We start from the raw sequence: 24,652 nt of genomic DNA, 5'->3' as shown, positions 1-24,652 counted from the left end.
AAGCCCCCCTTTCAAAATTAGGAAAGTCCTAATTAGTTAGCTTCAGTTGCTTCGCTAACTTCAACAAACTCATCAGCAGATCCTGCAGCCGCACCGCGACCTTCAAGAACAGCGTCAGCGAATGCAGTTACATACAACTGAACAGCGCGGATAGCGTCATCATTAGCTGGAATTACATAATCAATGCCATCTGGGTTGCTGTTAGTATCAACAACACCGATTACTGGAATACCTAGCTTGTTAGCTTCTTTAATTGCGATGCGTTCGTGATCAACATCAACAACGAAAAGGATATCAGGAAGACCACCCATATCCTTGATACCACCGATAGAAAGCTCAAGTTTTTCAAGCTCACGCGTGCGCATCAAAGCTTCTTTCTTAGTGATTTTTTCAAAAGTACCGTCGTTCATTTGAGCTTCAAGGTCACGTAGACGCTTGATAGAAGCACGGATAGTTTTGTAGTTGGTCAACATACCACCTAACCAACGGTGATTAACGTAAGGCATAGAAGAGCGTTGAGCTTGCTCTTTCATTGTCTTAGACGCTGCACGCTTAGTACCAACGAACAAAACTTTGTTTTTGTTCTCTGCCATTTTCTTAACTAGCTCTAGAGCATCGTTAAGAGCAGGTACAGTGTGCTCAAGGTTGATGATATGAATCTTGTTACGAGCACCGAAAATGAAAGGCTTCATTTTTGGGTTCCAGTAACGAGTTTGGTGACCGAAGTGAGAGCCGACTTGTAAAAGGTCGCGCATAGAAACTGTAGGCATAATAATATCCTTGTTTGGGTTGTTTATCACTTACCAACCTACTACTCCAGCCAGACAAGGTTTAAAGCAACCATTGGCACCCAAGGAGAGGCAGTTAATTGTGGTAAGGTCGTTAAGGTTTGTTTAATAAAACTTGAATCGAAAAGCAATTAAGATTCAAGCGGCGTGTTTATACCATAATTACAACACAATCAAAAGAAGATATTAGCCAAGGGCGTTTTTTCTTCTGTTTTTAGTCAGTAAAAAGAGGGAATATCCATGCTGTCTCATGTAGAATAGCAGGCATCTTAAATCAGACATCATTTTCTATCATGAGCAACGAAATTTTAAACCAAATTAAAGAACTCACAAAGAATGGCCGAGTTGATGTGCCAAAATGGACACCTAAAATAGCGGCAACTCGATTTACCGACATTGCCGATATTGAAGGCATGCGCACTGCTGGTCGCTTAGCATCTGAAGTACTCGAAATGCTATTACCCTATGTTGTTCCTGGCGTTACTACTGATCAACTAGATATTATTGCGCATAACTACATAGTATCTGAACAAGGCGCCATTCCTGCACCACTTAACTACCATGGCTTCCCTAATTCAATTTGCACATCAGTAAATGATGTTATTTGCCACGGCATCCCAAATGCTAAAGCGCTAAAAAAAGGTGACGCGGTTAACATAGACATTACCGTTATTAAAGATGGTTATTATGGTGACACAAGCCGCATGTTTTTCGCAGGCGAACCAGCACCTCACTTAGTACGCTTATGCAAAGTCACCCAAGAGTGCCTATACCTTGCCATCAAAATGGTTAAGCCAGGCGTTCGCATTGGTGACTTAGGGGCCGCTATTGCAGCACATGCACACAAACACAACTATTCAGTTGTTGAAGAGTATTGCGGCCACGGCCTTGGCACAACTTTCCATGGTGAACCTCAAGTTGCACATTACGGCACAGCAGGAACAGGGGCAGTCATCGAAGAAGGCATGACTTTTACCATTGAACCTATGATCAATGCAGGTAAAAAGCAGGTTAAGCACTCCGGGCAAGACAATTGGATTGCAAAAACAAAAGACGGCCGCCTATCTGCACAATACGAACACTCACTTCTAGTGACCGCAGATGGCGTTGAAATTTTAACTAAACGCGCAGAAGAAGACTTTAGTTAACTCAATGCCATAAACCATACCCGACAAAAACAAAGAGGACCAAGATGGACAGCCCTGCACATATAGACTTACCCACTCTCACCGAAAAAGAGCAGCAAGAATTAAGTCAAGCAAGCTGTCCCGTCTCAATATACAAAGACATTATTGAGACAAAAAGCGAAGCACTCAACCAACTTTTTTTACAACAACTCCCGATTGAATGGCTAGTAAAAGGCCGCGCCAGCCTCATCGACCAAGTGCTTCTCACTGCATGGCAAGCAAAAGGCCTAGACCAAGAAAAAGACGTCTGTCTAGTTGCTGTAGGCGGTTATGGTCGTGGTGAATTACATCCGAAATCTGATGTCGACTTACTTATCCTGATCAATCAAGTAAATGAGTCTCTTAAACTCAAACTTGAAGCTTTTATCACCTTCTTATGGGATATCAATTTAGATGTGGGTCACAGCGTTCGCACCCATGACGAATGCGTCAAACTCGCTCAAGATGACATAACCATAATCACTAATTTGATAGAGTCACGCCACCTAGCAGGCGAACCTGATCTACTTGCTAACGTACAACTTGCTATTGACGTTGAACACATGTGGGATGGCCACTCGTTTTATCAAGCAAAAATCAAAGAGCAAGAACAAAGGCACGAAAAATACCAAAACACAGCCTACAATTTAGAGCCTAATCTAAAAGAGTGCCCTGGTGGACTAAGAGATATGCAAGTCATTGACTGGGTTGCCAAACGTCACTTACACACCCATAGATTAAGTGCCCTTATTAATAAGTCATTTTTATCCGAAGACGAGTATCACAGACTAAAAGAGGCGGTTTCTCATTTATGGCGAATCCGTTGGGCTCTGCACATTGAAACCAACCGCAAAGAAGATCGCTTATTGTTTGACCATCAACGCAGCCTGGCTGGTACATTTGGCTTTATCGGTGATGATCTGAAACGTAACGTCGAACATTTTATGCAAGGCTACTATCAAAGTGTTGCTGCAATACAACAACTAAACGATTTATTACTACAACACTTTGAAGAATCATTTTTATACCCAGATCAAAGCAATATTACAGAAATCATTAATGACAGATTTCAAGTCCATAACGGGCAACTAGATATTCGCGATCAGGATATTTTTCGTAAAACCCCCTCTGCAATTTTAGAAGTTTATGTGGTTTTAGGCAGCAGAGAAGATATCAAAGGCTTACGCGCCAACACTATGCGAGCCCTGCAAAACAGCCTAGATCTGATTGATGATGAATTTAGGTACGATAAGCACAACACAGAGCTCTTTATGGACATTATCTCAAGTCCATACAGCATGACCAGCCTATTACGCTCCATGAAACACATTGGCATATTGGGCCGCTACCTACCCGAATTTGAAGCCATCATAGGTCAGATGCAACACGACCTATTCCATGTTTATACGGTTGATGCCCACACTCTACAATTAGTAGAAAACCTGCGCAGACTTTGGCTGCCGGAGTATAAACAAAAATTTCCAATTTCATCTCAAACAATTCGTCATCTACCTAAAGTAGAGCTTATTTATATCGCTGGGCTATATCACGACATAGCAAAAGGCAGAGGCGGAGATCACTCTGAGTTAGGTTGCCAAGATGCTAGAGCTTTTTGTGAGAGACATAGCCTATCTAAGCATGATACAGAACTGATTGTTTGGCTTGTTAGAAACCACCTACTCATGTCTGTTACCGCTCAGCGTAAAGATATCTCAGACCCTGAAGTCATTTGGGAATTTGCACGCATAGTTAAAGACCAAGAACACCTAGACCATCTTTTCATTTTGACCGTGGCAGATATTAATGCGACCAATCCTGCTATGTGGAATAGCTGGCGCGCCTCATTAATGCGCCAACTCTATTTAGAAACCAAGCGAGCCTTAAGACGCGGTCTAGACTCACCAATAGATGCAGAGATGCTCATTGACGAGCATAAGCAAAGAGCCTTAGAAGTACTTATTGAGCGTCGCGTCGACATGTGTGAAGCGGAAAACATCTGGGAAACCATAGATGATGAATATTTCATACGTTCCAGCGGCGATGAAATTGCCTGGAACACAGAGGCCATTATAAACCACAAAAGCGATAAGCCATTAGTCGCCATTAAATCACTGGGTGGCCGAAACTTTTCAGGTGCTAACCGTATTTTTGTCTATACCCCATGTAGCGATCACCTCTTTGCCGTTACGGCTGCCACACTTGAGCAATTGGGCCTAACCATTCTTGATGCCAAGATCAATATCACGACCCATAACTACAGTTTAGACACCCTCGTCGTGATGGATGATAATGATAGCAACACCAACTGGAATCTCGATAATGCAAAAATCAAACTCATCCAAGACACCTTAATTGAACAACTAGAGTCTCCTTCTCTTTATGAAAGCTTGATTCAAAGATACACACCAAGAATTCTTAAAATCTTTAATAATGCCGCCAGAGTCAGTCTTGAAAACAACCCAGAAGACATTTGGTCTGCCATGGATGTGATTGCTCCAGACCGCCCTGGCCTACTTGCTATGATCGGCCAATTCTTTATGACCAAAAACGTCATGTTACATAAAGCTAAAATTGCCACCTTAGGTGAACGAGTAGAAGACACCTTTTACATCACAGAGAAAAGTGGTGAGCCAATTTTAGAAGAGGCCCGCATTAAACAGCTCTGCCAACAACTCGAAGAAAAAATCGACTTATTTTCACAAGCCAATTAGCGAGGAAGAAATGAATCCATCAATAAATGAACTACACCCGTACCCGTTTGAAAAGCTCGCTAAGCTTTTAGCCGATATCACACCCAACAAAGACCTTGAGTTAATAAAACTCACCATAGGTGAACCACAACATCCAGCACCACAATTCGTGTTGGATACACTCACTCAAAACTTAGATAAGGTTAGCAAGTACCCAGGCACCAAAGGCACCCCAGAGCTAAGACAAAGTATCGCCAACTGGGCAAGTAAGCGCTTTCAACTGAATCAGCTAAACCCTGACACTCAAGTTTTACCCGTAACAGGTACCCGTGAAGCCCTTTTTGCCATCACCCAAACACTTGTAGACTCAACCAAACCTAATGCCACAGTAATTAGCCCAAACCCTTTTTATCAAATTTACGAGGGAGCAACTATTCTAGCTGGCGCAAAGCTACACTTTTTAGCCGGCAATCCAGAGCAAAACTATAAAATTGACTATACCTGCATCAGTGATCAGGTTTGGCAAGATACTCAAATCGTATTTACTTGCTCTCCGAACAATCCTAATGGTTATGTCACAACACTAGAAGACTATGAGTTCCTGCTTAAAAAGTCAGCTGAGTTTGATTTCACCATCATTGCTGACGAATGCTATTCAGAAATCTATTTCGATGAAAATACAAAACCAACAGGCCTATTAGAAGCCTGCCAGAGATTGGATAATCCAGAGTATAAAAACTGTCTCGTTTTTCACTCTTTATCTAAGCGCTCAAACCTACCAGGGTTACGCTCTGGCTTTGTTGCTGGGGATGCCGATATTCTCGCCAGCTTTTTACTTTATCGAACCTACCATGGCTGCGCGATGGCACTGCAAACCCAAATGGCTTCCATTAGCGCCTGGAACGACGAAGGACACGTATTAGAAAACCGCAACCTTTATCGTGAAAAGTTTGAGCAGGTACTAGAGATCCTGACACCAGTAATGAAAGTAAACAAACCTGATGCAGGCTTTTACCTTTGGCCCCAACTAGATATGGACGATGAAGTTTTTTGCCAAAAACTTTACCAAGAAGAAGCGGTACTAGTATTACCTGGTCGTTACCTTGCTCGTGATGTAGAAGGTATTAACCCTGCTAAAAACCACGTGCGCATGGCCCTTGTAGCTACTACGCAAGATTGTGTTGAAGCAGCATCCCGCATTAAACGCTTCATGTTAAAACACACAAAATAAGCAAAATTTTTTATCAAAAAACGCCAGTATTTTTATCATTTCAGCAAAGCCAAATTAATTTGAAACTGATACCATACTGGCATTCACTTTTACAGGTTAAGCTGGAGACAGCTTAGCTTGAACTAACTTTATATTTACCGCGTTGGAGTTAATTAATGAGCAGTCAATTTTTCGCATTAGGTTTAGGCATAGGCACACAAAATACAGAAGGTGAGTGGTTAGAAGTTTTTTACTCAAACCCTATCATCAATCCTGAAAAAGCCGTTATTGATGCGATCCTTGAAAGCACTAGCTACACAGAAGGCAATGATACTATTGTGTTGGATGAAAGCGACCTTAACCGCCTTCACATGAGCCTACTTAAAGCAGGTAACATTGAGCAAGCTGAACTTGCATCACGCCTAAAAGCATCAACTCAGCCAGTTATTCTTTGCCTACTAAGCAATGATGTAGCACCAAGCAACCCAGCTGAAGTTTACCTAAAACTTCAGCTAATTTCTCATCGTGTAATTAAGCCTCACAGCACAAACCTAACTGGCATGTTTGGCTTATTAATCAACACAGCTTGGACAAGCGATGGCCCTATCGACGTTAGAGAACTAGCAGATCGCCAACTAAGCGCTCGTATGGAAGGCCGTACAATCGAAATCTTTAGCGTTGATAAGTTCCCTAAAATGGCTAACTTTGTTGTGCCATCAGGTGTTCGTATTGGTAATGCAGCCCGTATTCGTCTTGGCGCGCACCTTGGTGAAGGCACGACAGTAATGCATGAAGGCTTCTGTAACTTTAATGCAGGTACTTTAGGCAACTCAATGATTGAAGGCCGAATCTCTGCTGGCGTTGTTATTGGTGAAGGTTCAGACCTTGGTGCTGGCTGCTCTACCATGGGCACACTATCTGGCGGCGGCGAAATCATCATAGGCGTAGGTGAAAAATGCCTAGTCGGTGCAAATGCGGGTATTGGTATTGGTCTTGGCGATCGCTGTACAGTAGAAGCAGGCCTATACATCACTGCTGGACAAAAAGTTCTAGTTCGCGATGAAAATCGTAATGAAGTTGCTACTGTGAAAGCACGTGAGCTATCTGGCAAATCTGACCTACTATTCATTCGTAATTCAGAAACAGGTGCAGTTGAATGTCGCACCAATAAATCTGCCGTTAGCCTGAACGAAGAACTTCACGCTAACAACTAAGTTTTATCTAGCGCGATCTAATAGGGTCGCGCTTTTATAGAATAATAAGGCTGACAATGACAAACATTTACGGCATTAAGAACTGCGACACAATGAAAAAAGCGATGGCTTGGTTAACTCAGAACGATATTGAGTTTAACTTTCATGACTACCGCAAAGACGGGTTAGAAAAAGCATTCATAAGCCAATGGGTAGCTGAGTTTGGATGGGAAAAGATTCTCAACAAACGCGGTACAACATGGCGAGCATTAGATGAAGAGACCAAGTCTAATATGAATGATGCCTTAGCAATAGAACAGGCTTTAGCTCAACCCGCTATAATAAAACGCCCTCTATTAATACATGACAACAAGGCGGCACTTGGCTTTAAAGCTGCCGAATACCAAGCAATATTTAACTAACCATCAAGGAAGAATCACAGGTGCGTAAGCGCATCGATAAACGTTATTTAAGTAAGCTGTATAGACCCCCTGCCCGCAAAGGTTAACAACAGGTGCAGTACCATTACCCGCCTCATCCGACATAATTAAAGGCACGTATTGGTTACTTGTTCTCGCATAACCTGTTTCATATGTTTGCACACCACAGGCGGTCAACAAAAATAGGCTAGATAAAATTAATAGTTTTTTCATAAAAAGGCCTCGTAATTCGAGCTGTATCCTAGCAAACATACTTAAAAGTAACAAAAACTTCGACCCAAGGTAAAGAAAAGACCACTATGACTAACCTGTCCTCAACTTTAGCACTCGCATTTGACCTTATTTCTCGCCCATCAGTTACGCCGGAAGACGCTGGCTGCCAAGATGTGATGATTCAACGCTTAGAAAAACTTGGCTTCGAAATAGAAGAGATGCCATTTGGCGAAGTAAAAAACTTTTACGCTAAAAGAGGTACTTCTGGTCCAAATCTTTGCTTTGCAGGTCATACAGATGTTGTACCGACAGGCCCTGAATCAGAATGGATTAACCCTCCTTTTGAGCCGAAGATCATTGATGGTAAGTTATATGGTCGTGGCGCTGCAGATATGAAAGGGAGCCTAGCCTCTATGGTGGTTGCTGTTGAAGAATTTGTTAATGCCAACCCAGATCACAAAGGCCAGATTTCTTTCTTAATCACGAGCGATGAGGAAGGCCCGTTTGTAGATGGTACAACGCGTGTAGTAGATGCTCTTATTGAACGTAAAGAAAAAGTCGATTGGTGCATTGTAGGTGAGCCATCCAGCACTAACCAACTTGGCGATATCATTAAAAATGGCCGTCGAGGCTCATTTAGTGGCAACCTAACCATCTATGGTAAACAAGGTCATGTGGCTTACCCTCATTTAGCACAAAACCCAATCCACTTTGCCGCACCTGTTATCGCTGAGCTTTCTGAGACACATTGGGACGAAGGCAACGATTTCTTCCCACCAACAAGTTTTCAAGTTTCCAACATCAATTCAGGCACGGGCGCAACCAACGTTGTTCCGGGCACCTTAAACACATTATTCAATTTGCGATTTTCGTCTGAATTGGATTTTGACAAGATCAAAACCCGCATTCTTGCCATTCTCGAAAAGCACGATGTTAAATATGATATTGAGTGGACCTATAACGGCCTACCATTCCTCACTCGCCCAGGTGAACTAGTAGACGCCATTGTTAAATCTGTTGAAGATAGCGTTAACATCACACCTGAACTTTCTACATCTGGCGGCACATCAGACGGTAGGTTCATTGCTCAAATGGGAACACAAGTGGTTGAATTAGGCCCTATTAATGCAACCATACACCAGATCAACGAATGTGTTGAGGCAGAGAGTCTAAACCAGCTGACGAATATTTATCGAAAAACCTTGGAAAATCTTTTCCTATAGTTTAATTTGCCAGCCATGAGCCAAAGAAAATCATTCCTCAAGTTTAGAAGGCAAGTTCACCAACTTGCCTTACGTTTAGGTAATAATCCTAAACTCGCTTTTGCTCGCCTTTTACAAGGCATATTGGTGTTTTTATTCGGCGCCTTAATACTCATTATTTCCGATAGAGTACTAGCAAACTCACTTCAACAAGAGATGATAGCGCTACTCGGTGTTATCATAGCGGGCATTGGCATAATCATGGCGCTTTTTGGCTACCTATCGATGAGCTTACTTCGCCTATACCACATGATTAATAACAAGGATCATTAAGCACAATGCAGCCAGATATTGAGATTTACCTGCTTTCTTGCAACAAGGATAAAATTATTGAGTGGTTGCAGACTCATTTTAAGATCATTGAGCAAAAAGCTTTAAATGAAACTTTGCTGAGCCTCAATGTCGCCACTAACGATACTGAATTTGAAGTTCAAATATTAGAGCAAGCAGCTGGAAAGCGATTTACCTCAGTTTGGTTAAATTCAGATAAAACACCTTGGCAAGATGATGTTGAATGCGCAAAAGCAGCGTACAAAGCCCTGAACTGCGAAATTAGGTGCAATATTGCTAGCTGGAGCGAGACGGAAGAACAAGACCCTGATCAGTGGTGGCACATAAATCAATACGAAGAAGGCCCATTTATTTGGCGCTAATTTTACTAAAGCTAGGGCATGACCCCGCTTTTAACTAACGGCTACACAACTAGTCCGGTAAAGAAATATAGAGAGAGAAAACATGCAAATTACCCTGCTTAAAGGCAAACTTCACATGGCTTGCGTTACTCAAGCTGAGCTTTGGTATGACGGTTCTTGTGCTATCGACAGCGACCTAGTCAAACTAGCAGGTCTTCGTGAGTTTGAAAAAATTGATATCTATAACGTAAGCAATGGAGAACGCTTCCATACTTATGTTATTTTGGCCGAAGCAGGTTCTGGCACAATATCAATGAACGGCGCAGCCGCTCGTCGCGTACAAGTTGGCGATAGAATCATTATCGCAGCTTATGCCAATATGGATGAGAAAGAAGCAGATAAGTTTGAGCCTAAACTAGTCTATTTAAACGAAGATAACAGCGTTGAGCGCAGTACTAACACCATTCCGGTACAAGTTGCTTAACAAGTAAATCTTTATAAAAAAAACGCCAATCGAGCTCTCGTTTGGCGTTTTTTTATCGCCCACTTCCAAGGAGAAGACTTTGCATTCTCATTTTGAGCCTGCCTTTGCCACTTTCATCCAAGCAGAAATGCAAACTGACTTAGCTCATGATTATCAGCACGTTTTAAGAGTCGTGAAAAATGCCTCTAAACTTTGCCAGCAAGAAGGTGCGATAGAGGCGGTCGTAATACCTGCTGCATGGTTACATGATTGCTTATCTCTACCTAAGGACCACCCTCAACGAGCCCAAGCCTCACAACTAGCAGCAGACAAAGCCATTCGCTTTCTAACCAGCATTCAGTACCCTGCAGAACATCACCAAGCGATTCATCATGCCATTTGCTGCCATAGCTATAGCGCCAACATCACACCAACGACACTAGAAGCTAAAATAGTACAGGATGCAGATAGACTCGATGCATTGGGCGCCATTGGTATAGCCAGATGCTTACAAGTAAGCAGCAAATTAAAACGCCCGCTTTACGCACCTGAAGACCCATTTTGCAAAACAAGAAAAGTTGATGATAAAACCTTCACCCTTGATCATTTTTATCAAAAGCTTTTAAAAATAAAAAACACCATGTATTGCCGATCAGCGAGAGAAGAAGCCGATAAACGCACTAAATATATGCAAGGCTTTTTAGAGCAACTCCAGGACGAGATTAGCGACTAACAAGTGACCAGTTCATACAGACCTGTATCAAGTAAATTTTAGGCACAAAAAAGCCAGCTCATTGAGCTGGCTTTTTTGTTTCAGGCGAGCTTATAAAACAGCAAGTGCTGCATCATAATTTGGCTCATCAGCTGTCTCAGCAACTTGCTCAGTATGAATCACTTCACCTTGCTCATTGATAACAACAAGCGCACGAGAAGTCAGACCAACAAGAGGCCCAGTCTTAAAATCGACACCGTAATCACTACCAAAGCTAGAACGGAAGCTAGATCCAGTATCAACATTATCAATCCCTTCAGCACCACAAAAACGAGCGGCAGCAAAAGGTAAATCAGCAGAAACACATAATACAGTCACATCTTTTAAAGACGCTGCAGCTTCATTAAATTTACGAACTGATGTTGCACAAGTTGGCGTATCGATTGAAGGAAAGATATTCAACACCAATTTCTGACCTTGATAGTCAGCTAAAGTGACGACAGATAAATCTGTTTTAACCAATTCGAAATTAGGGGCTTTTGAAGAGATTTCAGGCAATTGCCCAACAGTTTCAAATGCATTTCCTTTTAAGGTAACACTTGCCATAACACTATCCTTTAAAAATTAATTAACCGTTACGTAAAATAGAAACGTTTTCAGCCTGTTTGCCTTTTTCGCCTTCGGTTACATAAAAACGGACTTGTTGGCCTTCAATCAAGAAACGACGACCACGGCCGCGGATAGCACGATAATGAACAAAAACATCTTCACCGTTATTTCGAGTCAAGAAGCCAAAACCTTTTGAAGAATTAAACCACTTAACAGTCCCTTCTTCACGGTCATCGTCTTCATCCTCTTCTTCCGATGAAGAAGTCGCAGAGGCTTTAGATTCTCCGCCTAATACAGCACCTAAGTAAGATGCAACAAAAACAAAAGCAAAATATACAAGGAAGTTAGTACCTAGGTCTTCCTTTAAAACAGCAGCCATTAGTAATGGCATAACTAAAGCAATAATAATACTTGCTACAAAAGCACGTAATGAAAATACAGAAGGAGTGGCAGATGTCGCGCTGCTACTTACTTCATTATCTTGATTGTCATTCATAAAATTTCTCTTTTAACAGTGAAATGAAAAACCCACTTTATCCGGCATTATTGAGGCCAGCATCAGTGGTAAAATAAAAAAATATAACTTGCTATACAAAGCACCCATGATTGCCATTTAGATTCCACGCATAACCCCCTATAATAGCGGGACTCGCTTTTGGTACAAAAATAGAAATGCTGCTTATGAAGTTTAACAATTGATTGTTAAACTTTTTATCAACACGGCAAACTCAAGAGCTTAACGTCATAAGATTAACATACAGATGGTACGAATGAACACTACAGAAATCAACGAGCGCATCAATGACTTAGAATTCAAAGTACTGTATCAGGAAGATACGATAGAAAGCTTAAACCAAGTGGTTTCTCAGCAGCAAAAAGATCTACTGATACTACAAGAAAAAGTAAAGCTGCTGGGTAATCTCCTTGAGTCATACCGTAGCCAGCAAGGCATCAATTCAGACAATGAAATCCCTCCTCATTATTAATCACTAACAAGGATTAGGATTCATCAACTTCGCTTGAATCAAGTGATTTTAAAACATAGATATCGAAGCGCCCGGATTTCCCGTCTAATTGATAAGTAGGCTTTTTCAAATCTAGGTAGGGAGCACCTTTTGGACGCTTTACCACAACACGATACTTAGCCTTCTCCAAGGCTAAGGGTAAGAGCGCATCAGCATCTTCATCATGGCCGATAAGATCTCTAAAAAACGCCATCTCCTTCTTAGCAGCTGCAGATTTTTCCGTATGTGGGTACATGGGATCTAAATAGACGACATCGACAGGTTCACCCACGTATTCATCCAAAGTAGAAGAAGCAAGTTTCATACGCGCCATAATATCAGCAACGTCTTCATGATAACGGGCCGCATTCAAACCAGATTCAAGCAAAGCCCTAACAAAGGGAACACGCTCAAATAAGGTCACCTTACAACCAAGTGTGGCTAACACAAAAGCATCACGCCCCAACCCTGCCGTCGCATCGAGCACGCTAATGTCTGCACGTTTATTTAAACCAACAGCTTTAGCAATGTCCTGCCCTTTACCTCCACCAAACTTACGCCTATGCGCAACAGCCCCACTCGTAAAATCAACCTTCACGGGTGCTGGAGCACCTTTTCCCGTTTTAGCAATGGCGACATGGTCTGAAACAAGCAAAAGGTAATCATATTGATTCACAAATTTAAGCGGTGTTTTAACAGAGTAAAAATCAAGTCGAAGAGATTTCGCTAAGGTCTTAGCAGCCTCTTTATAAAAAGGCTCTAACGCACTTACAGCAAGAGATTGAGTCATGAAGGATTACAATATAAATAGAAAGTTAAGCGAAAGTATCAACGCCAATAAGGTAGTTTTTAGGATTATCTGCCGCCATTGATTGCGTTGCTTGATAACTCGCAATCGCTTCTTGTACCGCTCTATCCAAACCTTCAACACGACTAAACTTAGCACCCTGACTCTGCTGAGCATGTTCAAAACTAGCCATTGGACTAGCAGGCAAAGAGAACTGAGGGGCACTAGTAGGTTCAGCAACAGCAGGAAGCGTCGGCCTTACTTTAGACTGACCTGTATCTGAAACAACAGGAAAACGCGTATTTATTTGCATAACAAGCGCGACCTCAACGTAATAAGAAAAAGACTAACCAGCATATACCAAGGCGAGTAGTACGCCTCCCAATATTAGACGATATATTAAGAAGGGTGTAAAACCAATAGTATTTAACCACTTCAAAAAGAAGTAAATACAAAAGTAGGCACTTAGTGCAGATAAGATCACACCAGAAACAAGTGCCCCCCATTCTACATAGACATCAGTGGTCAGTAACTGGATGAGTTTATAGCCACCTGCTAAAGTAATTAAAGGAATAGAAAGTAAAAACGAAAATCGTGCAGAGGCTTCACGGTTAAAACCAAACGCCCTTGCCGCTGTCATAGTAATACCAGAACGAGATGTCCCAGGAATCAAAGCAATTGCCTGAGCAATACCTATCATTAAGCTGGTACGCCATGTTAACTGGTATTCACTTTTCCTTTGCGAACCAAACTTATCTGATAACCAAAGCAATATGCCAAAGCCAATAGTGGCATAAGCAATCACTTCAACAGACCTAAGATTCTCTTCAATAAAGTCATTGAAAATTAATCCAGCTAAACCTGCAGGGATTGTACCTATAATCAAATACCAGCCTAACTTACTTTGATCACTTGACCCTTTACCCGACAAAGAGGCAAACCAACCACTTACAACCTGAATAAGATCGCGATAAAAATAGGTTACAACAGCAATCAAAGTACCTACATGCACCGCTACATCAAAAGCTAAACCTTGATCAGGCCAATTAAGCACCTGAGCAGGTAAAATAAGATGGGCAGAACTCGATATAGGCAAAAATTCCGTTAACCCTTGAATAAGAGCTAGGAAGAGTATTTGGTACCAAAACATTAAACTATCGTTTCCCTACTTTAAGCGGTTGCTTTTCCCATGAAATCTCATCCCTTAGATAAGTCGGAACAGCTTCATGAGCAGCGATTGTCTCACCTTTTTGCCAAGCAATTTCAGCCAAGCGAACAATACAAGATGCCTTCGGTGCAGCGTCCTCTAAAATATGTTTAGCTTTACTTGGTAATAAGTTTGATAGTGTTTCTTGATAACACCAACCAGAGCCTATACCTTGATAAGCTTTATCAAAGTTTGGCACCTGATCTGGCTTAATGACAACCTCTTCGAAACTCCTTTTCACTAGCAGTGAACCGTCATTCTCAGAGAACTCATATCCACCTAGATAAACCTCTCCCATACGAGCATCCAAGGCAGCCAGCCAATGACTGTCCCCCGTTTGCTGAAAACCATCCAAAGCCAATGCAGCTAATGTCGAAACGGGAATAACGGGTAAATCAGCACCGTAAGCTAAACCTTGCACCACACCCGCCGCTATCCTCAATCCAGTAAAAGAACCAGGACCTCGGGCAAAAGCAATGGCATCAAGATCAGATAAGCTCAATTGAGCTTGAGTTAGCATCTGATCCACCATGGGAAGAATAAGCTCATTATGCTTACGAGGTGCAAGACGAAAATCATCCATCATCACACCGTCTACCAGCAATGCGACAGAGCATGCTGGTGTCGAAGTATCTAACGCTAAAATGGCAGTCATCTTTATTACGCTTTTAGAGCCGCCAATAAGGTTTGCTTGATCTCATTAAGATCACCCACACCGTTAACTTTTACGTATTCAGGTGCGTTATCCGCGCCTGTTTTAGCCCAATCGTTGTAGTAATTAACTAATGGTGCTGTTTGATCATGGTAAACACCTAGACGATTACGAACAGTCTCTTCTGTATCATCAGCACGTTGAACCAAGTCTTCACCTGTTTCATCATCTTTACCTTCCACTTTTGGTGGATTGTAGATTGTATGGTAAATGCGGCCAGAACCTGGGTGTACACGACGACCACTTAGACGTTGGATGATTTCCTCATCAGCTACATCAATTTCAACAACATAATCGATATCAACACCAGCATCTTTTAAAGCATCAGCCTGCGGAAGCGTACGAGGAAAACCATCAAACAAAGCACCATTGTTGCAATCATCAGCCGTTAAACGCTCTTTTACTAAACCGATAATAATATCATCAGAAACCAAAGCACCTGCATCGATAACAGCTTTAGCTTTAAGGCCTAGTTCAGTACCTTCTTTAATGGCTGCGCGTAGCATGTCACCAGTAGAGATTTGTGGAATAGAAAAAGCTTCAGTAATAAATTGCGCTTGCGTACCCTTACCTGCGCCTGGTGCGCCCAATAGAATAACTCGCATAACAATCTCCTATATATAATTTTAAAAATAAAAAACTGGTGTGACTTTTGGCGGTCTTACAGGCAGAGCATCATCTAGCTCAAATTTATACCTAGCCACTTCCCAAGTCATAAAAAATAAAACGGTCGCCAAGGATACCCAAGCAAGCATTGAATATGCAAATTAACTGACAAATATTCGTTATTAGGATCTGAATTGATCGCTTTTAAACAATTTTTTGGCAATTTTAGCTGACTATACCTTCATGAAAGTGAAAATCCTGTCCAGAACCTCCACTTTCAAAGGCTAAGACTTAATTTAACCCGTGTTCTGCATGCCGCTTGCGATACCTGCCATGGTAATCATAAGCGCTTTACTCACCTTTTTGTTATCAGACATTTGTCTACTACGGTAGAGCAATTCAGCCTGCAGGTAATGTAACGGATCTATGTAGGGGTTACGAACATCAATTGACTGACGTATGGTTTGATTATCTTCTATCAAACGTTCTTGTTCTTTGAGCTCAACGATTAATGAACTCACCTTCTGGAGCTTATTTCGTAGTAAACGGCCTAACGGTTTAAGCTCTTCAGGCACAAGGCGTTTCTCATAATACTCTGCTATTTCAGGCTCAGCTTTCGCCAAAACCATGTCTAACATATCAAGGTAAGCGGAGAAGAAAGGCCACTCTTCTCGCATCTGTCTTAATTTTTCTAAATGTCCAGAATCCACCGCTTGCTGTAATGCGCTTTCAGCACCTAACCAAGCAGGCAGCATCAAGCGAATTTGCATCCAAGCAAAAATCCAAGGAATAGCACGTAAACTTTCGACGCCACCATCACTTTTACGACGAGCAGGTCGAGAACCTAATGGCAACTCTGCCAATTCCTGCTCTGGTGTAATAGCTCTAAAGTAAGGCACAAAGTCTTCATGACCTCGAACTATGCTGCGGTATTGATTCATGCCTATCTCAGCCATTTCATCCATAACAGCGCGCCACTCTTCTTTTGGCGCCTCTGCAGGCATCAAGGTAGCTTCTAATACAGCAGAGCAATAAAGCTCTAAAGATCGTACCGCAATATCTGGAATACCGAACTTAAAGCGAATCATCTCACCTTGCTCTGTCACTCGGATCGAACCATTCACAGAACCTGGAGGCTGAGACAAGATAGCTACATGTGCAGGACCACCACCACGGCCAACGGTACCACCACGACCATGGAATAAAGTTAAGCGAACACCGTGTTTATGACAAAGATCGGTTAATGCCTCTTGCGCTCGATACTGACCCCAAGTCGCAGCAATTTGTCCTGCATCTTTCGCCGAGTCAGAGTAGCCAATCATGACTTCCTGTTGGCCATCAATATAAGCCTTGTACCATGGCATAGAGAAAAGCTGCTCTATCGTAGGCTGAGCATTATCAAGATCAGCCAATGTCTCGAACAAAGGCACAATACGCATTTTTTGCACGACACCACTCTCTTGCAATAAAAGAGCGACAGCTAAAACATCTGACGGCGCACTAGCCATGGAAATCACATAAGAACCGAATGAACTAGCATCACCATCCGCTATCATGGCAAAAGTATCTAATACTTCTCTGACTTCAGGTGTCGTCACCCAATCACGAGGCAACAATGGACGCTTAGAGTTTAGCTCGGTTAACAAAAACGCTTGGCGTGACGCTTCATCCCATTCTGCATAATCACCCACACCATAAAAGCGAGTAATCGCGGATAGCGCATCAATATGACGCGATGCATCTTGTCTTACATCTAGCTTTACTAAACTGAGACCGAACGTAGCAGCACAACGAATCAAATCAAGCAGGCGACCATTTGCAATCACCTTCATGCCACAATCAATCAAAGATTGGTGACAAAGTACTAAATCATCATGTAATTGTTTACTTTCTAAAAGAATATTTTCACGACTCGCAGGTTCACCTTTAATACATGCTTGCGCCCAGTCGCGAGTGGCTATCATTTTATTTTCAAGATTACGTAGAATTTCACGATAAGGCTGAGTACTTTCACCCACTCTATCTCTTAAAGCCTGGTTACATTCAGACATAGAAAATTCAGAGCGCAGTACATTTAAATCTTTTATATAAAGATCCGCAGCCATCCAACGGGCGAGTAAACTGACTTCGTTCGTCACTTTAGCCGTCACATTTGGATTACCGTCTCTATCGCCACCCATCCAGGTTGCGAACTTAACTGGCGCTAAATCCATAGGCATTAAGGCACCGTCTAAGTGACGGCTGAACTGCTGCTCTAACTGACGGTAGAAACGTGGAATAGCTTGCCATAGAGATTGCTCAATAACAGCAAAACCCCATTTAGCTTCATCAACCGGTGTCGGTCTTTGATCACGAATTTCATCCGTGTGCCAAGCCTGCGTAATGATTTCACTTAAACGACGCACATGAATATCTTCTTCAAGCGGGAGAATATTATCTTTATCTAGCGCTTCAAGTTCAGAGGAAATATTGTCGTATTTTTGAATAAGAGAACGGCGTACTACTTCAGTTGGGTGAGCAGTTAACACAAGCTCAATAGATTGTTCTTTCAAGGTAGCAAGAATGCTTTCTTGACTGTGGCCGTTATCATGTAATCGAGTAAGAAGATCCCCAACCGGGTTCTGATATACCCCTAAGCTTTCATTCGTACGGCGTCTATGCACCCTATGATATTGCTCTGCGATATTTGATAGATTGAGAAATTGGTTAAAAGCACGCGCAACAGGTACTATTTCGTCGTCATTCAAGGCTTCTAACGCTGCAATCAAAGGCGCTGAATCACCTGCCTGTCTACCTTCCTTAGATAGTCTACGAATGTCTTCAACTTGATTAAGTAAGTCTTCCCCTAAATGATTGATCATGGTCTCCCCTAAACAATCACCTAAAAGTCTCACATTTTCGCGTAACGAAGCCTGTCGATCACTCACTTAATAATCTCCCATCAATCTATGTTGCCCACATATAATTTAAACAATTAGCAAATTTTCACTTATGCGCAACAAAATATTCGTCTTGACCACTACTTGGTATTGATCAATTTTTTGGCTCTTATAAGCCTTCTGATTTGGCTTGATCCCAATACTTATCGAGTTCAGCAAGGCCACAATCATCTAATTTTTTGCCTTGTTCTTGCAGCAAGTTTTCAATTCTAGCAAATCGGCGACAAAATTTCTGGTTTGTTAAGCTAACCGCTTGTTCTGGATCCTGTTTAACATGCCTTGCCAAATTAGCCATGACAAATAACAAGTCACCAAGCTCTTCTTGAATATGGCCATTATCTTGCTCTTCAATGGCTTCCTCTAGTTCATCAAGCTCTTCTCGAATCTTTGCAAAGACAGGCTTAACATCCGGCCAATCAAAACCAACCTTAGCCGCTTTTTTTTGCAGTTTTACTGCTCTTTGCATAGGAGGCATCTTTGCGGGAATAGAGTCAAGCAGACCTGTTTTCGTATCCTGCGGTTTTAACGCTTTTTCTTGCTGTTTTATCAGCTGCCATTGCTCAGCAATTTCAGCATCGGTTAAATCACTTTGAGCGCCAAAACTGGATAAGTTGCCATCAGGAAAAACATGAGGGTGACGACGTAACATTTTACTGGTGATACCAGAAACAACATCATCAAAATTGAATGCATCATGCTCATTTGCAATCTGAGCATGAAAAACTATTTGGAAGAGTAAATCACCGAGCTCTTCTTTTAAATGAGATAAATCTTTTGACTCAATCGCATCAAGAACTTCATAAGTCTCTTCAGTTAAATAAGGAATAAGACTGTCATGAGTTTGTTTTAAATCCCAAGGACACCCTTTTTCAGGTGTCCTCAGGTTTGCCATTAAGGTTAATAAATCATCTAAGTTATGACTCACTTCTCACGCTCACGGTAAACGTTAAGAACATTAGGTAGCTGATTAATACGATGCAATAATTTACTTAATATATCTAACTCCCCCACCTCAATTGTGAAGCGAATCAGAGCCGTATTACTTTCTTTTGTTGAAATCGTATTCATGGATAACAGATTAACCTTTTCGTTAGCGAGAAGATTGGTGATATCTCTAAGTAAGCCCGTTCTGTCATAAGCCTCAATCTGAATATTGACCGGATAGAGGTTGCCTGACTCCTCCCCCCAGCCAACTTCAACCACACGCTCAGGTTCATCTACCTGTAACTGAACCATATTAATACAATCTTGGCGATGTACAGACACACCTCTACCTTGCGTAATAAAACCGAGAATTTCATCACCGGGAATTGGCGTACAACATTTCGCCATACTCGTGAGTAGCTTACCTACACCTCGAATATGAACATCGCTTTGATCCGCAACATGCTGACTTTTACGTAAACGAGGAGGATGCTCTTTATCGCCATCCAAACCATAAACATCTTCAATACGACGTAAAATCCGAGCAATCTGTATATCACCCGCACCGATGCCAACATAGAACTCTTCTTTGCTAGCGTATTTACACTTTTCAGCAATGAGTTGTAAGTCGATATTGGCTTCATCGATTCCAAGGCGTTTAAAATTTTGCTCTATGATCTGACGACCAGCCTGAATATTCTTATCTTTATCCTGCTTTTTAAACCAGTTTTGGATATTTGCTCTAGCTCGGTTTGTTTTCACATACCCCAAACTATTGTGCAACCAATCACGGCTTGGCCCACCTTCTTTAGTGGTTAGAATTTCTACTTTATCACCGGTTTTTAGCGGAGTGACCAAAGAGATAATACGACCATTTACCTTAGCACCACGACAACGATGTCCTATCTCAGTGTGCACACGATAAGCAAAATCTACCGCTGTAGAGCTTGTCGGCAAATCCACAACATGACCATCCGGCGTAAAGAGGTAAATCCTATCTTGCTCGATATCACTTCTAACTTGCTCAGACAGAGATTCAAGATCCCCTTGCACCTCATGAAAGTCCAAGATAGTTCTTAACCAAGAAAGCTTTTCTTCGTATGAGCTACTATTCGAACTTAAATCTGTGCCCTTATATTTCCAATGGGCACATACACCAAGTTCTGCATCTTCATGCATTTTGTGAGTACGTATCTGAATCTCGACAGCTCGCCCATTCGGCCCAATTACCGCCGTATGCAAAGACTGGTAACCATTAGATTTTGGGTTACTGATATAATCATCAAATTCATGGGGAATCGGCTTCCAAAGAGTATGCACTGTGCCTAACACACCATAACAATCCATGGTTTTATCAACCAGAATACGCACAGCGCGAACATCATAAACCTCATCAAAGCCTATATTTTTGCGCTTCATTTTGCGCCAAATACTATAGATATGCTTTGCTCGCCCCATTAGATCCGCATGAATATTTATTTTTTGCAATTCCACATCTAAGGTAGAAATCACTTCATCGATATATTCTTGGCGGGCAATTCGTTTTTCATCCAGCCAGGTTGCGACGCGCTTATACTCGGTCGGATAAAGGTAACGAAAAGATAAATCTTCCAGCTCCCACTTGATATAACCAATACCAAGCCTGTGGGCTAAAGGTGCATAAACACTTTGCACTTCCAAAGCCACAGCTTCACGCCTTGCGCCATCTTGATGTTTTGCTTCTTTAATCGCACAAGCTCTTTCGGCCAGCTTAACAAGCACAACACGTACATCATCAATAATAGACACCAGCATTTTTCGTAATGATTCCAGCTGGTTGTCGCTATTACCTAGTACTTCTATCTTTGTATCTGCAGAAAGATTTTTAGACACCTCTCCCATGCGAATCACGCCTTCAATAATGGAAGCGACTTTACGACCAAACATATCAGCCACTTTTTCTATGGCTAATTGATCTTCACGCACAGCTCGATACATGGCTGCGGCAAGTAAAGAATCTTGATCAGCTCGAAAACCGGAAAGGATTTCGACCATTTCGAGGCCTGCTTTGAAGGTACTCGCTTGAGGCCCCCAGTAGGAGTCCTTACCCATTGCAACTTCCGCTTGACGTGCCAGCTCACATGCCATCCTTAATGGCACACGTGCTGAAACATCAATATTGTCGCCTAACTGCGCCATCCACAGATCAATATCCACAGACCCATCGGCTTGGGTTGGATGATCCTTACGCACTGTTACCATGTGTTCACCTTTTGCTTAGTGCTTCTTTTGTAACAACATCATAGTTTCTACATGAGCCGTCTGAGGAAACATTTCCATCATACTCACACGTTTCACTTTATAACCATGCTCTACAAGAAATTCTGCATCTCGTGCCAGCGTTGCCGCATCACAAGACACATATAAAATAGTATCTATTTTGAGTTTGAGTAAACTAGGTAAAAACTCAAACGCTCCCGCTCTTGGCGGGTCTAACAAGGCTTTTGTAAAACCTTTTTTCAGTTCACTGTGAGTCACTTTTTGGGTTAGGTCTGCACCAATAAAGGTCACATTCTCTAGTCCATTTAAACTCGCATTGCGCTCGCCATTTAGCACCATTTGCGGCTGAACTTCCACTCCAACTACCTTAGCAGCAGTTTTAGCCATAGGCAGAGAGAAGTTTCCTGCCCCGCAAAATAAATCCAAAACCTTATCTTGATCATTAAGATCTAACCACTGCAAAGCTTGGGCCACCATCTTATCATTCATAGGTTTATTAACCTGAATGAAGTCCTGGGGATGGTAGTGAATCGACAAACCTTCCAAGGTATATTGACGAAGTGATTCTTCATCACATTTAGCTTTATCTAGTGTCGGCGTTTGTAAATACAAGTCCCAAGCATGTGAACTTGCGCTTTCAGCCCATAAAGCGAGGTCATTGGAAGTTAAGTCAGCAGTTAATCGCAATAACACAGAACAGCCTAAATCATCTTCAAGTAATTCAATATGACCAATAGCACTAGGCTTTTCACTTTGAACAAGAATCTGCTTCAAGTTGGGCATAATTACCTGCAGTTTTTCAGTCATCACAACACAGGTATCAAGGTTCACTATATCGGCAGAGGCCTTGCCTCTAAACCCCATATTAACGCTACCATCTTTGTTAGTTTTAACTGCTAGCCTAGCGCGACGGCGATAAGCTAGCGGTGCATCGGTCAATTGCTCCATTTCACCAGTAAAACTAAGTTTACGAAGCTGCCCAGTTAACCATACTTGCTTCGCCTCAACCTGCTTAGGATATGATAAGTGCATAAAACAACAGCCACCACATTGATCGAAGTGCTGGCATGCCGCACTCTCTCTGTCTACTGATACTTGTTGAATACGAGTCAGCTTGGCTTCATCATAACGGCGGTTAGACTTAAATACCCGCGCACTGACCTCTTCTCCCGGTAACGCACCAGCAATGAAGGTAACCTTGCCATCAGACTTAGCAATGCCTCTGGCATCATGAGTAAGACGATCTATATGAAAAACAAGTTCGGGTCCCAGTTTAGCGGGGGAAGCGCTAGGTCTTCTTTGTTGACGAGTACGATGCTTCAAAAATTGGGCTCATTTGTATTTATTAACAACGGCGGCAATTTTACCCAAAAGCTAAGCTATCAGCTAGCAAACATAGTGGAGATAAAGGGAAGAATTTATAAAATACGTCAGGTTTCAAGGGAGTAAGCTAAAGCAATGAAACCATTTCTTTTATTTTTGGGTAGAAAAACAATAGAAATTGCTTTCTACCCCAAAATAGTTAATGCCTCATAACAGACACATCTAAAGCTTATACGGGATTAAATACACCCGTAGATAGGTAACGGTCACCTCGATCACAGATAATAACGACTATAGTCGCATTATTAATCTGCTCAGATAACTTAAGCGCAGCAGAAACAGCGCCACCAGAAGAAACACCACAAAAGATACCTTCTTTCGTTGCCAAGTCGCGCATTACATTCTCTGCATCTACTTGTGCAACATCGATGATTCTATCGACTCGAGTTTCATCAAAAATACTTGGCAAGTACTCTTTTGGCCAACGTCTAATACCAGGAATGCTGGAACCTTCTTGAGGTTGCAAACCGATAATCTCGACAGCATCACTTTGAGACTTAAGGTATTTAGACACCCCCATAATGGTACCTGTGGTTCCCATTGCACTCACAAAGTGAGTAATTTCACCTTGAGTTTGCTGCCAGATCTCAGGACCTGTTGAACTCACATGGGCATCAGGGTTATCAGGGTTAGCAAATTGATTTAATAGTTTGCCTTGCCCCTTTTCTTGCATAGAGATAGCAAGATCTCTTGCCCCTTCCATACCTTCTTCTTTAGTAACAAGATGTAATACAGCGCCATAAGCAGACATTGCAGATTTACGCTCTGCACTCATATTATCCGGCATCACAAGATGCATCTTATAACCTTTGATTGCTGCAACCATGGCTAAAGCAATACCGGTATTGCCACTGGTCGCTTCTATCAAACTATCGCCAGGCTTAATATCCCCCCTTAACTCAGCTTGAGCTATCATATTGAGAGCAGGCCTATCTTTTACAGAACCCGCCGGATTTTGGCCTTCTAGCTTAAGTAAGACCTGATTCGTGCTATTAGGATTTATCCTTTGTAGCTTGACCAAAGGGGTTTGACCTATTAAAGACTCGATAGTTGGATAGTTATTCATAAAAACTTCATTGACATTAATTACGTAGAACGTGAAACTTACTTTAATTCTATGATTTTATAAATCACTTATTTACACTATTGCAAGACAAAAGCGTTATATCGTTAGCGCGAAATAAAAGCGGAGAAGCATCACATGCGCGAGAAGCTCAAATTTGGACTACTCATAACAACCCTAACCCTGGCGGGTTGTGACATGTTCGGCGGCCCAGCTGCAGACATCCCAGATGGTGATTTACGCTCCAAATGGCGTGAGTGTAAAACAATAAGCAATCCATCTCGTACTAAGGTAATGGCTTGCGAAAACTACACTCGTGAATGTGATCGTCGTAAAAGAAACGGAAATTTTGCCTGCTACTAACCATTCGTTTAGCCTAGTAGGTTAATA

The 24,652-nt window shown here is 42.0% G+C and carries 26 protein-coding genes; 12 read left to right on the top strand and 14 right to left on the bottom strand.

What is annotated here, in order from left to right; genetic code table 11:
- Nucleotides 1-32: 32 nt before the first annotated feature.
- Nucleotides 33-770, bottom strand: a complete 738-nt coding sequence (gene rpsB, locus Q0A08_RS20535) for a 30S ribosomal protein S2 (protein WP_438463349.1) — start codon at nucleotides 768-770, stop codon at nucleotides 33-35.
- 311 nt (nucleotides 771-1,081) lie between these two features.
- Between rpsB and map the strand changes: the two genes are divergently transcribed.
- The 5 genes from map to Q0A08_RS20510 all read left to right on the top strand — a co-directional run bounded on the left by map (nucleotide 1,082) and on the right by Q0A08_RS20510 (nucleotide 7,469).
- The gene (gene map, locus Q0A08_RS20530) at nucleotides 1,082-1,936 is read left to right on the top strand and encodes a type I methionyl aminopeptidase (protein WP_438463347.1); all 855 of its coding nucleotides are present in this window, start codon (nucleotides 1,082-1,084) and stop codon (nucleotides 1,934-1,936) included.
- Between the two features lie 44 nt (nucleotides 1,937-1,980).
- A complete protein-coding gene (glnD, locus tag Q0A08_RS20525) occupies nucleotides 1,981-4,665 on the top strand; it encodes a [protein-PII] uridylyltransferase (protein WP_438463346.1) in 2,685 nt (894 codons plus the stop codon).
- 10 nt (nucleotides 4,666-4,675) lie between these two features.
- The gene (gene dapC, locus Q0A08_RS20520; protein ID WP_438463345.1) at nucleotides 4,676-5,875 is read left to right on the top strand and encodes a succinyldiaminopimelate transaminase; all 1,200 of its coding nucleotides are present in this window, start codon (nucleotides 4,676-4,678) and stop codon (nucleotides 5,873-5,875) included.
- Nucleotides 5,876-6,030: 155 nt separating this feature from the next.
- Nucleotides 6,031-7,068 carry a 2,3,4,5-tetrahydropyridine-2,6-dicarboxylate N-succinyltransferase gene (gene dapD / locus Q0A08_RS20515; RefSeq protein WP_438463344.1) on the top strand — a complete coding sequence of 346 codons (1,038 nt, stop codon included), beginning with the start codon at nucleotides 6,031-6,033 and terminating at the stop codon, nucleotides 7,066-7,068.
- Between the two features lie 56 nt (nucleotides 7,069-7,124).
- Nucleotides 7,125-7,469: an ArsC family reductase gene (locus Q0A08_RS20510; RefSeq protein WP_438463343.1), complete on the top strand. Its 345-nt coding sequence runs from the start codon at nucleotides 7,125-7,127 to the stop codon at nucleotides 7,467-7,469.
- A gap of 3 nt (nucleotides 7,470-7,472) precedes the next feature.
- On the opposite strand, the gene Q0A08_RS20505 is transcribed toward Q0A08_RS20510, so the two are convergent.
- Nucleotides 7,473-7,700 carry a hypothetical protein gene (locus tag Q0A08_RS20505; protein WP_438463342.1) on the bottom strand — a complete coding sequence of 76 codons (228 nt, stop codon included), beginning with the start codon at nucleotides 7,698-7,700 and terminating at the stop codon, nucleotides 7,473-7,475.
- 86 nt (nucleotides 7,701-7,786) lie between these two features.
- Between Q0A08_RS20505 and dapE the strand changes: the two genes are divergently transcribed.
- From dapE to Q0A08_RS20480, 5 genes are all read left to right on the top strand, one after another.
- Nucleotides 7,787-8,923: a succinyl-diaminopimelate desuccinylase gene (dapE, locus tag Q0A08_RS20500; RefSeq protein ID WP_438463341.1), complete on the top strand. Its 1,137-nt coding sequence runs from the start codon at nucleotides 7,787-7,789 to the stop codon at nucleotides 8,921-8,923.
- A 15-nt stretch (nucleotides 8,924-8,938) separates the two neighbouring features.
- Complete coding sequence (locus Q0A08_RS20495) at nucleotides 8,939-9,235, top strand: hypothetical protein (RefSeq protein ID WP_438463340.1); 297 nt, start codon at nucleotides 8,939-8,941, stop codon at nucleotides 9,233-9,235.
- Nucleotides 9,236-9,240: 5 nt separating this feature from the next.
- Entirely contained in the window at nucleotides 9,241-9,615 is a 375-nt protein-coding gene (locus Q0A08_RS20490; protein ID WP_438463339.1) for a hypothetical protein, read from the top strand.
- A gap of 82 nt (nucleotides 9,616-9,697) precedes the next feature.
- A complete protein-coding gene (panD, locus tag Q0A08_RS20485) occupies nucleotides 9,698-10,078 on the top strand; it encodes an aspartate 1-decarboxylase (RefSeq protein WP_438463338.1) in 381 nt (126 codons plus the stop codon).
- A gap of 79 nt (nucleotides 10,079-10,157) precedes the next feature.
- On the top strand, nucleotides 10,158-10,790 hold the full coding sequence (locus tag Q0A08_RS20480; RefSeq protein WP_438463337.1) for an HD domain-containing protein: 633 nt from the start codon (nucleotides 10,158-10,160) through the stop codon (nucleotides 10,788-10,790).
- Between the two features lie 90 nt (nucleotides 10,791-10,880).
- Here Q0A08_RS20480 and tpx read toward each other — a convergent pair whose 3' ends face one another.
- Together tpx and Q0A08_RS20470 are read right to left on the bottom strand one after the other, a co-directional pair.
- Nucleotides 10,881-11,375, bottom strand: a complete 495-nt coding sequence (gene tpx, locus Q0A08_RS20475; RefSeq protein ID WP_438463336.1) for a thiol peroxidase — start codon at nucleotides 11,373-11,375, stop codon at nucleotides 10,881-10,883.
- Between the two features lie 22 nt (nucleotides 11,376-11,397).
- Entirely contained in the window at nucleotides 11,398-11,874 is a 477-nt protein-coding gene (locus Q0A08_RS20470; RefSeq protein ID WP_438463335.1) for a cold-shock protein, read from the bottom strand.
- Nucleotides 11,875-12,148: 274 nt separating this feature from the next.
- On the opposite strand from Q0A08_RS20470, the gene Q0A08_RS20465 reads away from it, so the two are divergent.
- The gene (locus Q0A08_RS20465; protein ID WP_438463334.1) at nucleotides 12,149-12,364 is read left to right on the top strand and encodes a SlyX family protein; all 216 of its coding nucleotides are present in this window, start codon (nucleotides 12,149-12,151) and stop codon (nucleotides 12,362-12,364) included.
- A gap of 13 nt (nucleotides 12,365-12,377) precedes the next feature.
- On the opposite strand, the gene Q0A08_RS20460 is transcribed toward Q0A08_RS20465, so the two are convergent.
- The 10 genes from Q0A08_RS20460 to cysM all read right to left on the bottom strand — a co-directional run bounded on the left by Q0A08_RS20460 (nucleotide 12,378) and on the right by cysM (nucleotide 24,265).
- On the bottom strand, nucleotides 12,378-13,172 hold the full coding sequence (locus Q0A08_RS20460) for a class I SAM-dependent methyltransferase (protein WP_438463333.1): 795 nt from the start codon (nucleotides 13,170-13,172) through the stop codon (nucleotides 12,378-12,380).
- A gap of 25 nt (nucleotides 13,173-13,197) precedes the next feature.
- Nucleotides 13,198-13,482: a hypothetical protein gene (locus Q0A08_RS20455; protein WP_438463332.1), complete on the bottom strand. Its 285-nt coding sequence runs from the start codon at nucleotides 13,480-13,482 to the stop codon at nucleotides 13,198-13,200.
- A 33-nt stretch (nucleotides 13,483-13,515) separates the two neighbouring features.
- Nucleotides 13,516-14,319 (bottom strand): undecaprenyl-diphosphate phosphatase, encoded by an 804-nt coding sequence (locus tag Q0A08_RS20450; RefSeq protein WP_438463331.1) that lies wholly within the window; start codon nucleotides 14,317-14,319, stop codon nucleotides 13,516-13,518.
- A 4-nt stretch (nucleotides 14,320-14,323) separates the two neighbouring features.
- Nucleotides 14,324-15,031, bottom strand: a complete 708-nt coding sequence (gene tsaB, locus Q0A08_RS20445; RefSeq protein WP_438463330.1) for a tRNA (adenosine(37)-N6)-threonylcarbamoyltransferase complex dimerization subunit type 1 TsaB — start codon at nucleotides 15,029-15,031, stop codon at nucleotides 14,324-14,326.
- A 5-nt stretch (nucleotides 15,032-15,036) separates the two neighbouring features.
- Nucleotides 15,037-15,693, bottom strand: coding sequence for an adenylate kinase (gene adk / locus Q0A08_RS20440; protein ID WP_438463329.1), 657 nt, complete (start codon nucleotides 15,691-15,693; stop codon nucleotides 15,037-15,039).
- Between the two features lie 297 nt (nucleotides 15,694-15,990).
- Nucleotides 15,991-18,621: a phosphoenolpyruvate carboxylase gene (ppc, locus tag Q0A08_RS20435; RefSeq protein WP_438463328.1), complete on the bottom strand. Its 2,631-nt coding sequence runs from the start codon at nucleotides 18,619-18,621 to the stop codon at nucleotides 15,991-15,993.
- Nucleotides 18,622-18,742: 121 nt separating this feature from the next.
- A complete protein-coding gene (gene mazG, locus Q0A08_RS20430; protein ID WP_438463327.1) occupies nucleotides 18,743-19,558 on the bottom strand; it encodes a nucleoside triphosphate pyrophosphohydrolase in 816 nt (271 codons plus the stop codon).
- Nucleotides 19,555-21,798, bottom strand: a complete 2,244-nt coding sequence (gene relA, locus Q0A08_RS20425) for a GTP diphosphokinase (protein ID WP_438463326.1) — start codon at nucleotides 21,796-21,798, stop codon at nucleotides 19,555-19,557. The genes mazG and relA overlap by 4 nt, the downstream gene beginning before the upstream one ends.
- A gap of 15 nt (nucleotides 21,799-21,813) precedes the next feature.
- Entirely contained in the window at nucleotides 21,814-23,139 is a 1,326-nt protein-coding gene (rlmD, locus tag Q0A08_RS20420; RefSeq protein ID WP_438463324.1) for a 23S rRNA (uracil(1939)-C(5))-methyltransferase RlmD, read from the bottom strand.
- A gap of 229 nt (nucleotides 23,140-23,368) precedes the next feature.
- Nucleotides 23,369-24,265 carry a cysteine synthase CysM gene (gene cysM / locus Q0A08_RS20415; RefSeq protein ID WP_438463323.1) on the bottom strand — a complete coding sequence of 299 codons (897 nt, stop codon included), beginning with the start codon at nucleotides 24,263-24,265 and terminating at the stop codon, nucleotides 23,369-23,371.
- Between the two features lie 195 nt (nucleotides 24,266-24,460).
- On the opposite strand from cysM, the gene Q0A08_RS20410 reads away from it, so the two are divergent.
- Nucleotides 24,461-24,625 (top strand): hypothetical protein, encoded by a 165-nt coding sequence (locus tag Q0A08_RS20410; protein WP_438463322.1) that lies wholly within the window; start codon nucleotides 24,461-24,463, stop codon nucleotides 24,623-24,625.
- Nucleotides 24,626-24,652 lie beyond the last annotated feature (27 nt).

The sequence above is a fragment of the Marinomonas sp. PE14-40 genome (assembly GCF_051623805.1).
Classification (GTDB): domain Bacteria; phylum Pseudomonadota; class Gammaproteobacteria; order Pseudomonadales; family Marinomonadaceae; genus Marinomonas.
The sequence above is the reverse complement of the archived record's forward strand: the minus strand, read 5'-3'. Positions and strand labels throughout refer to the sequence as shown.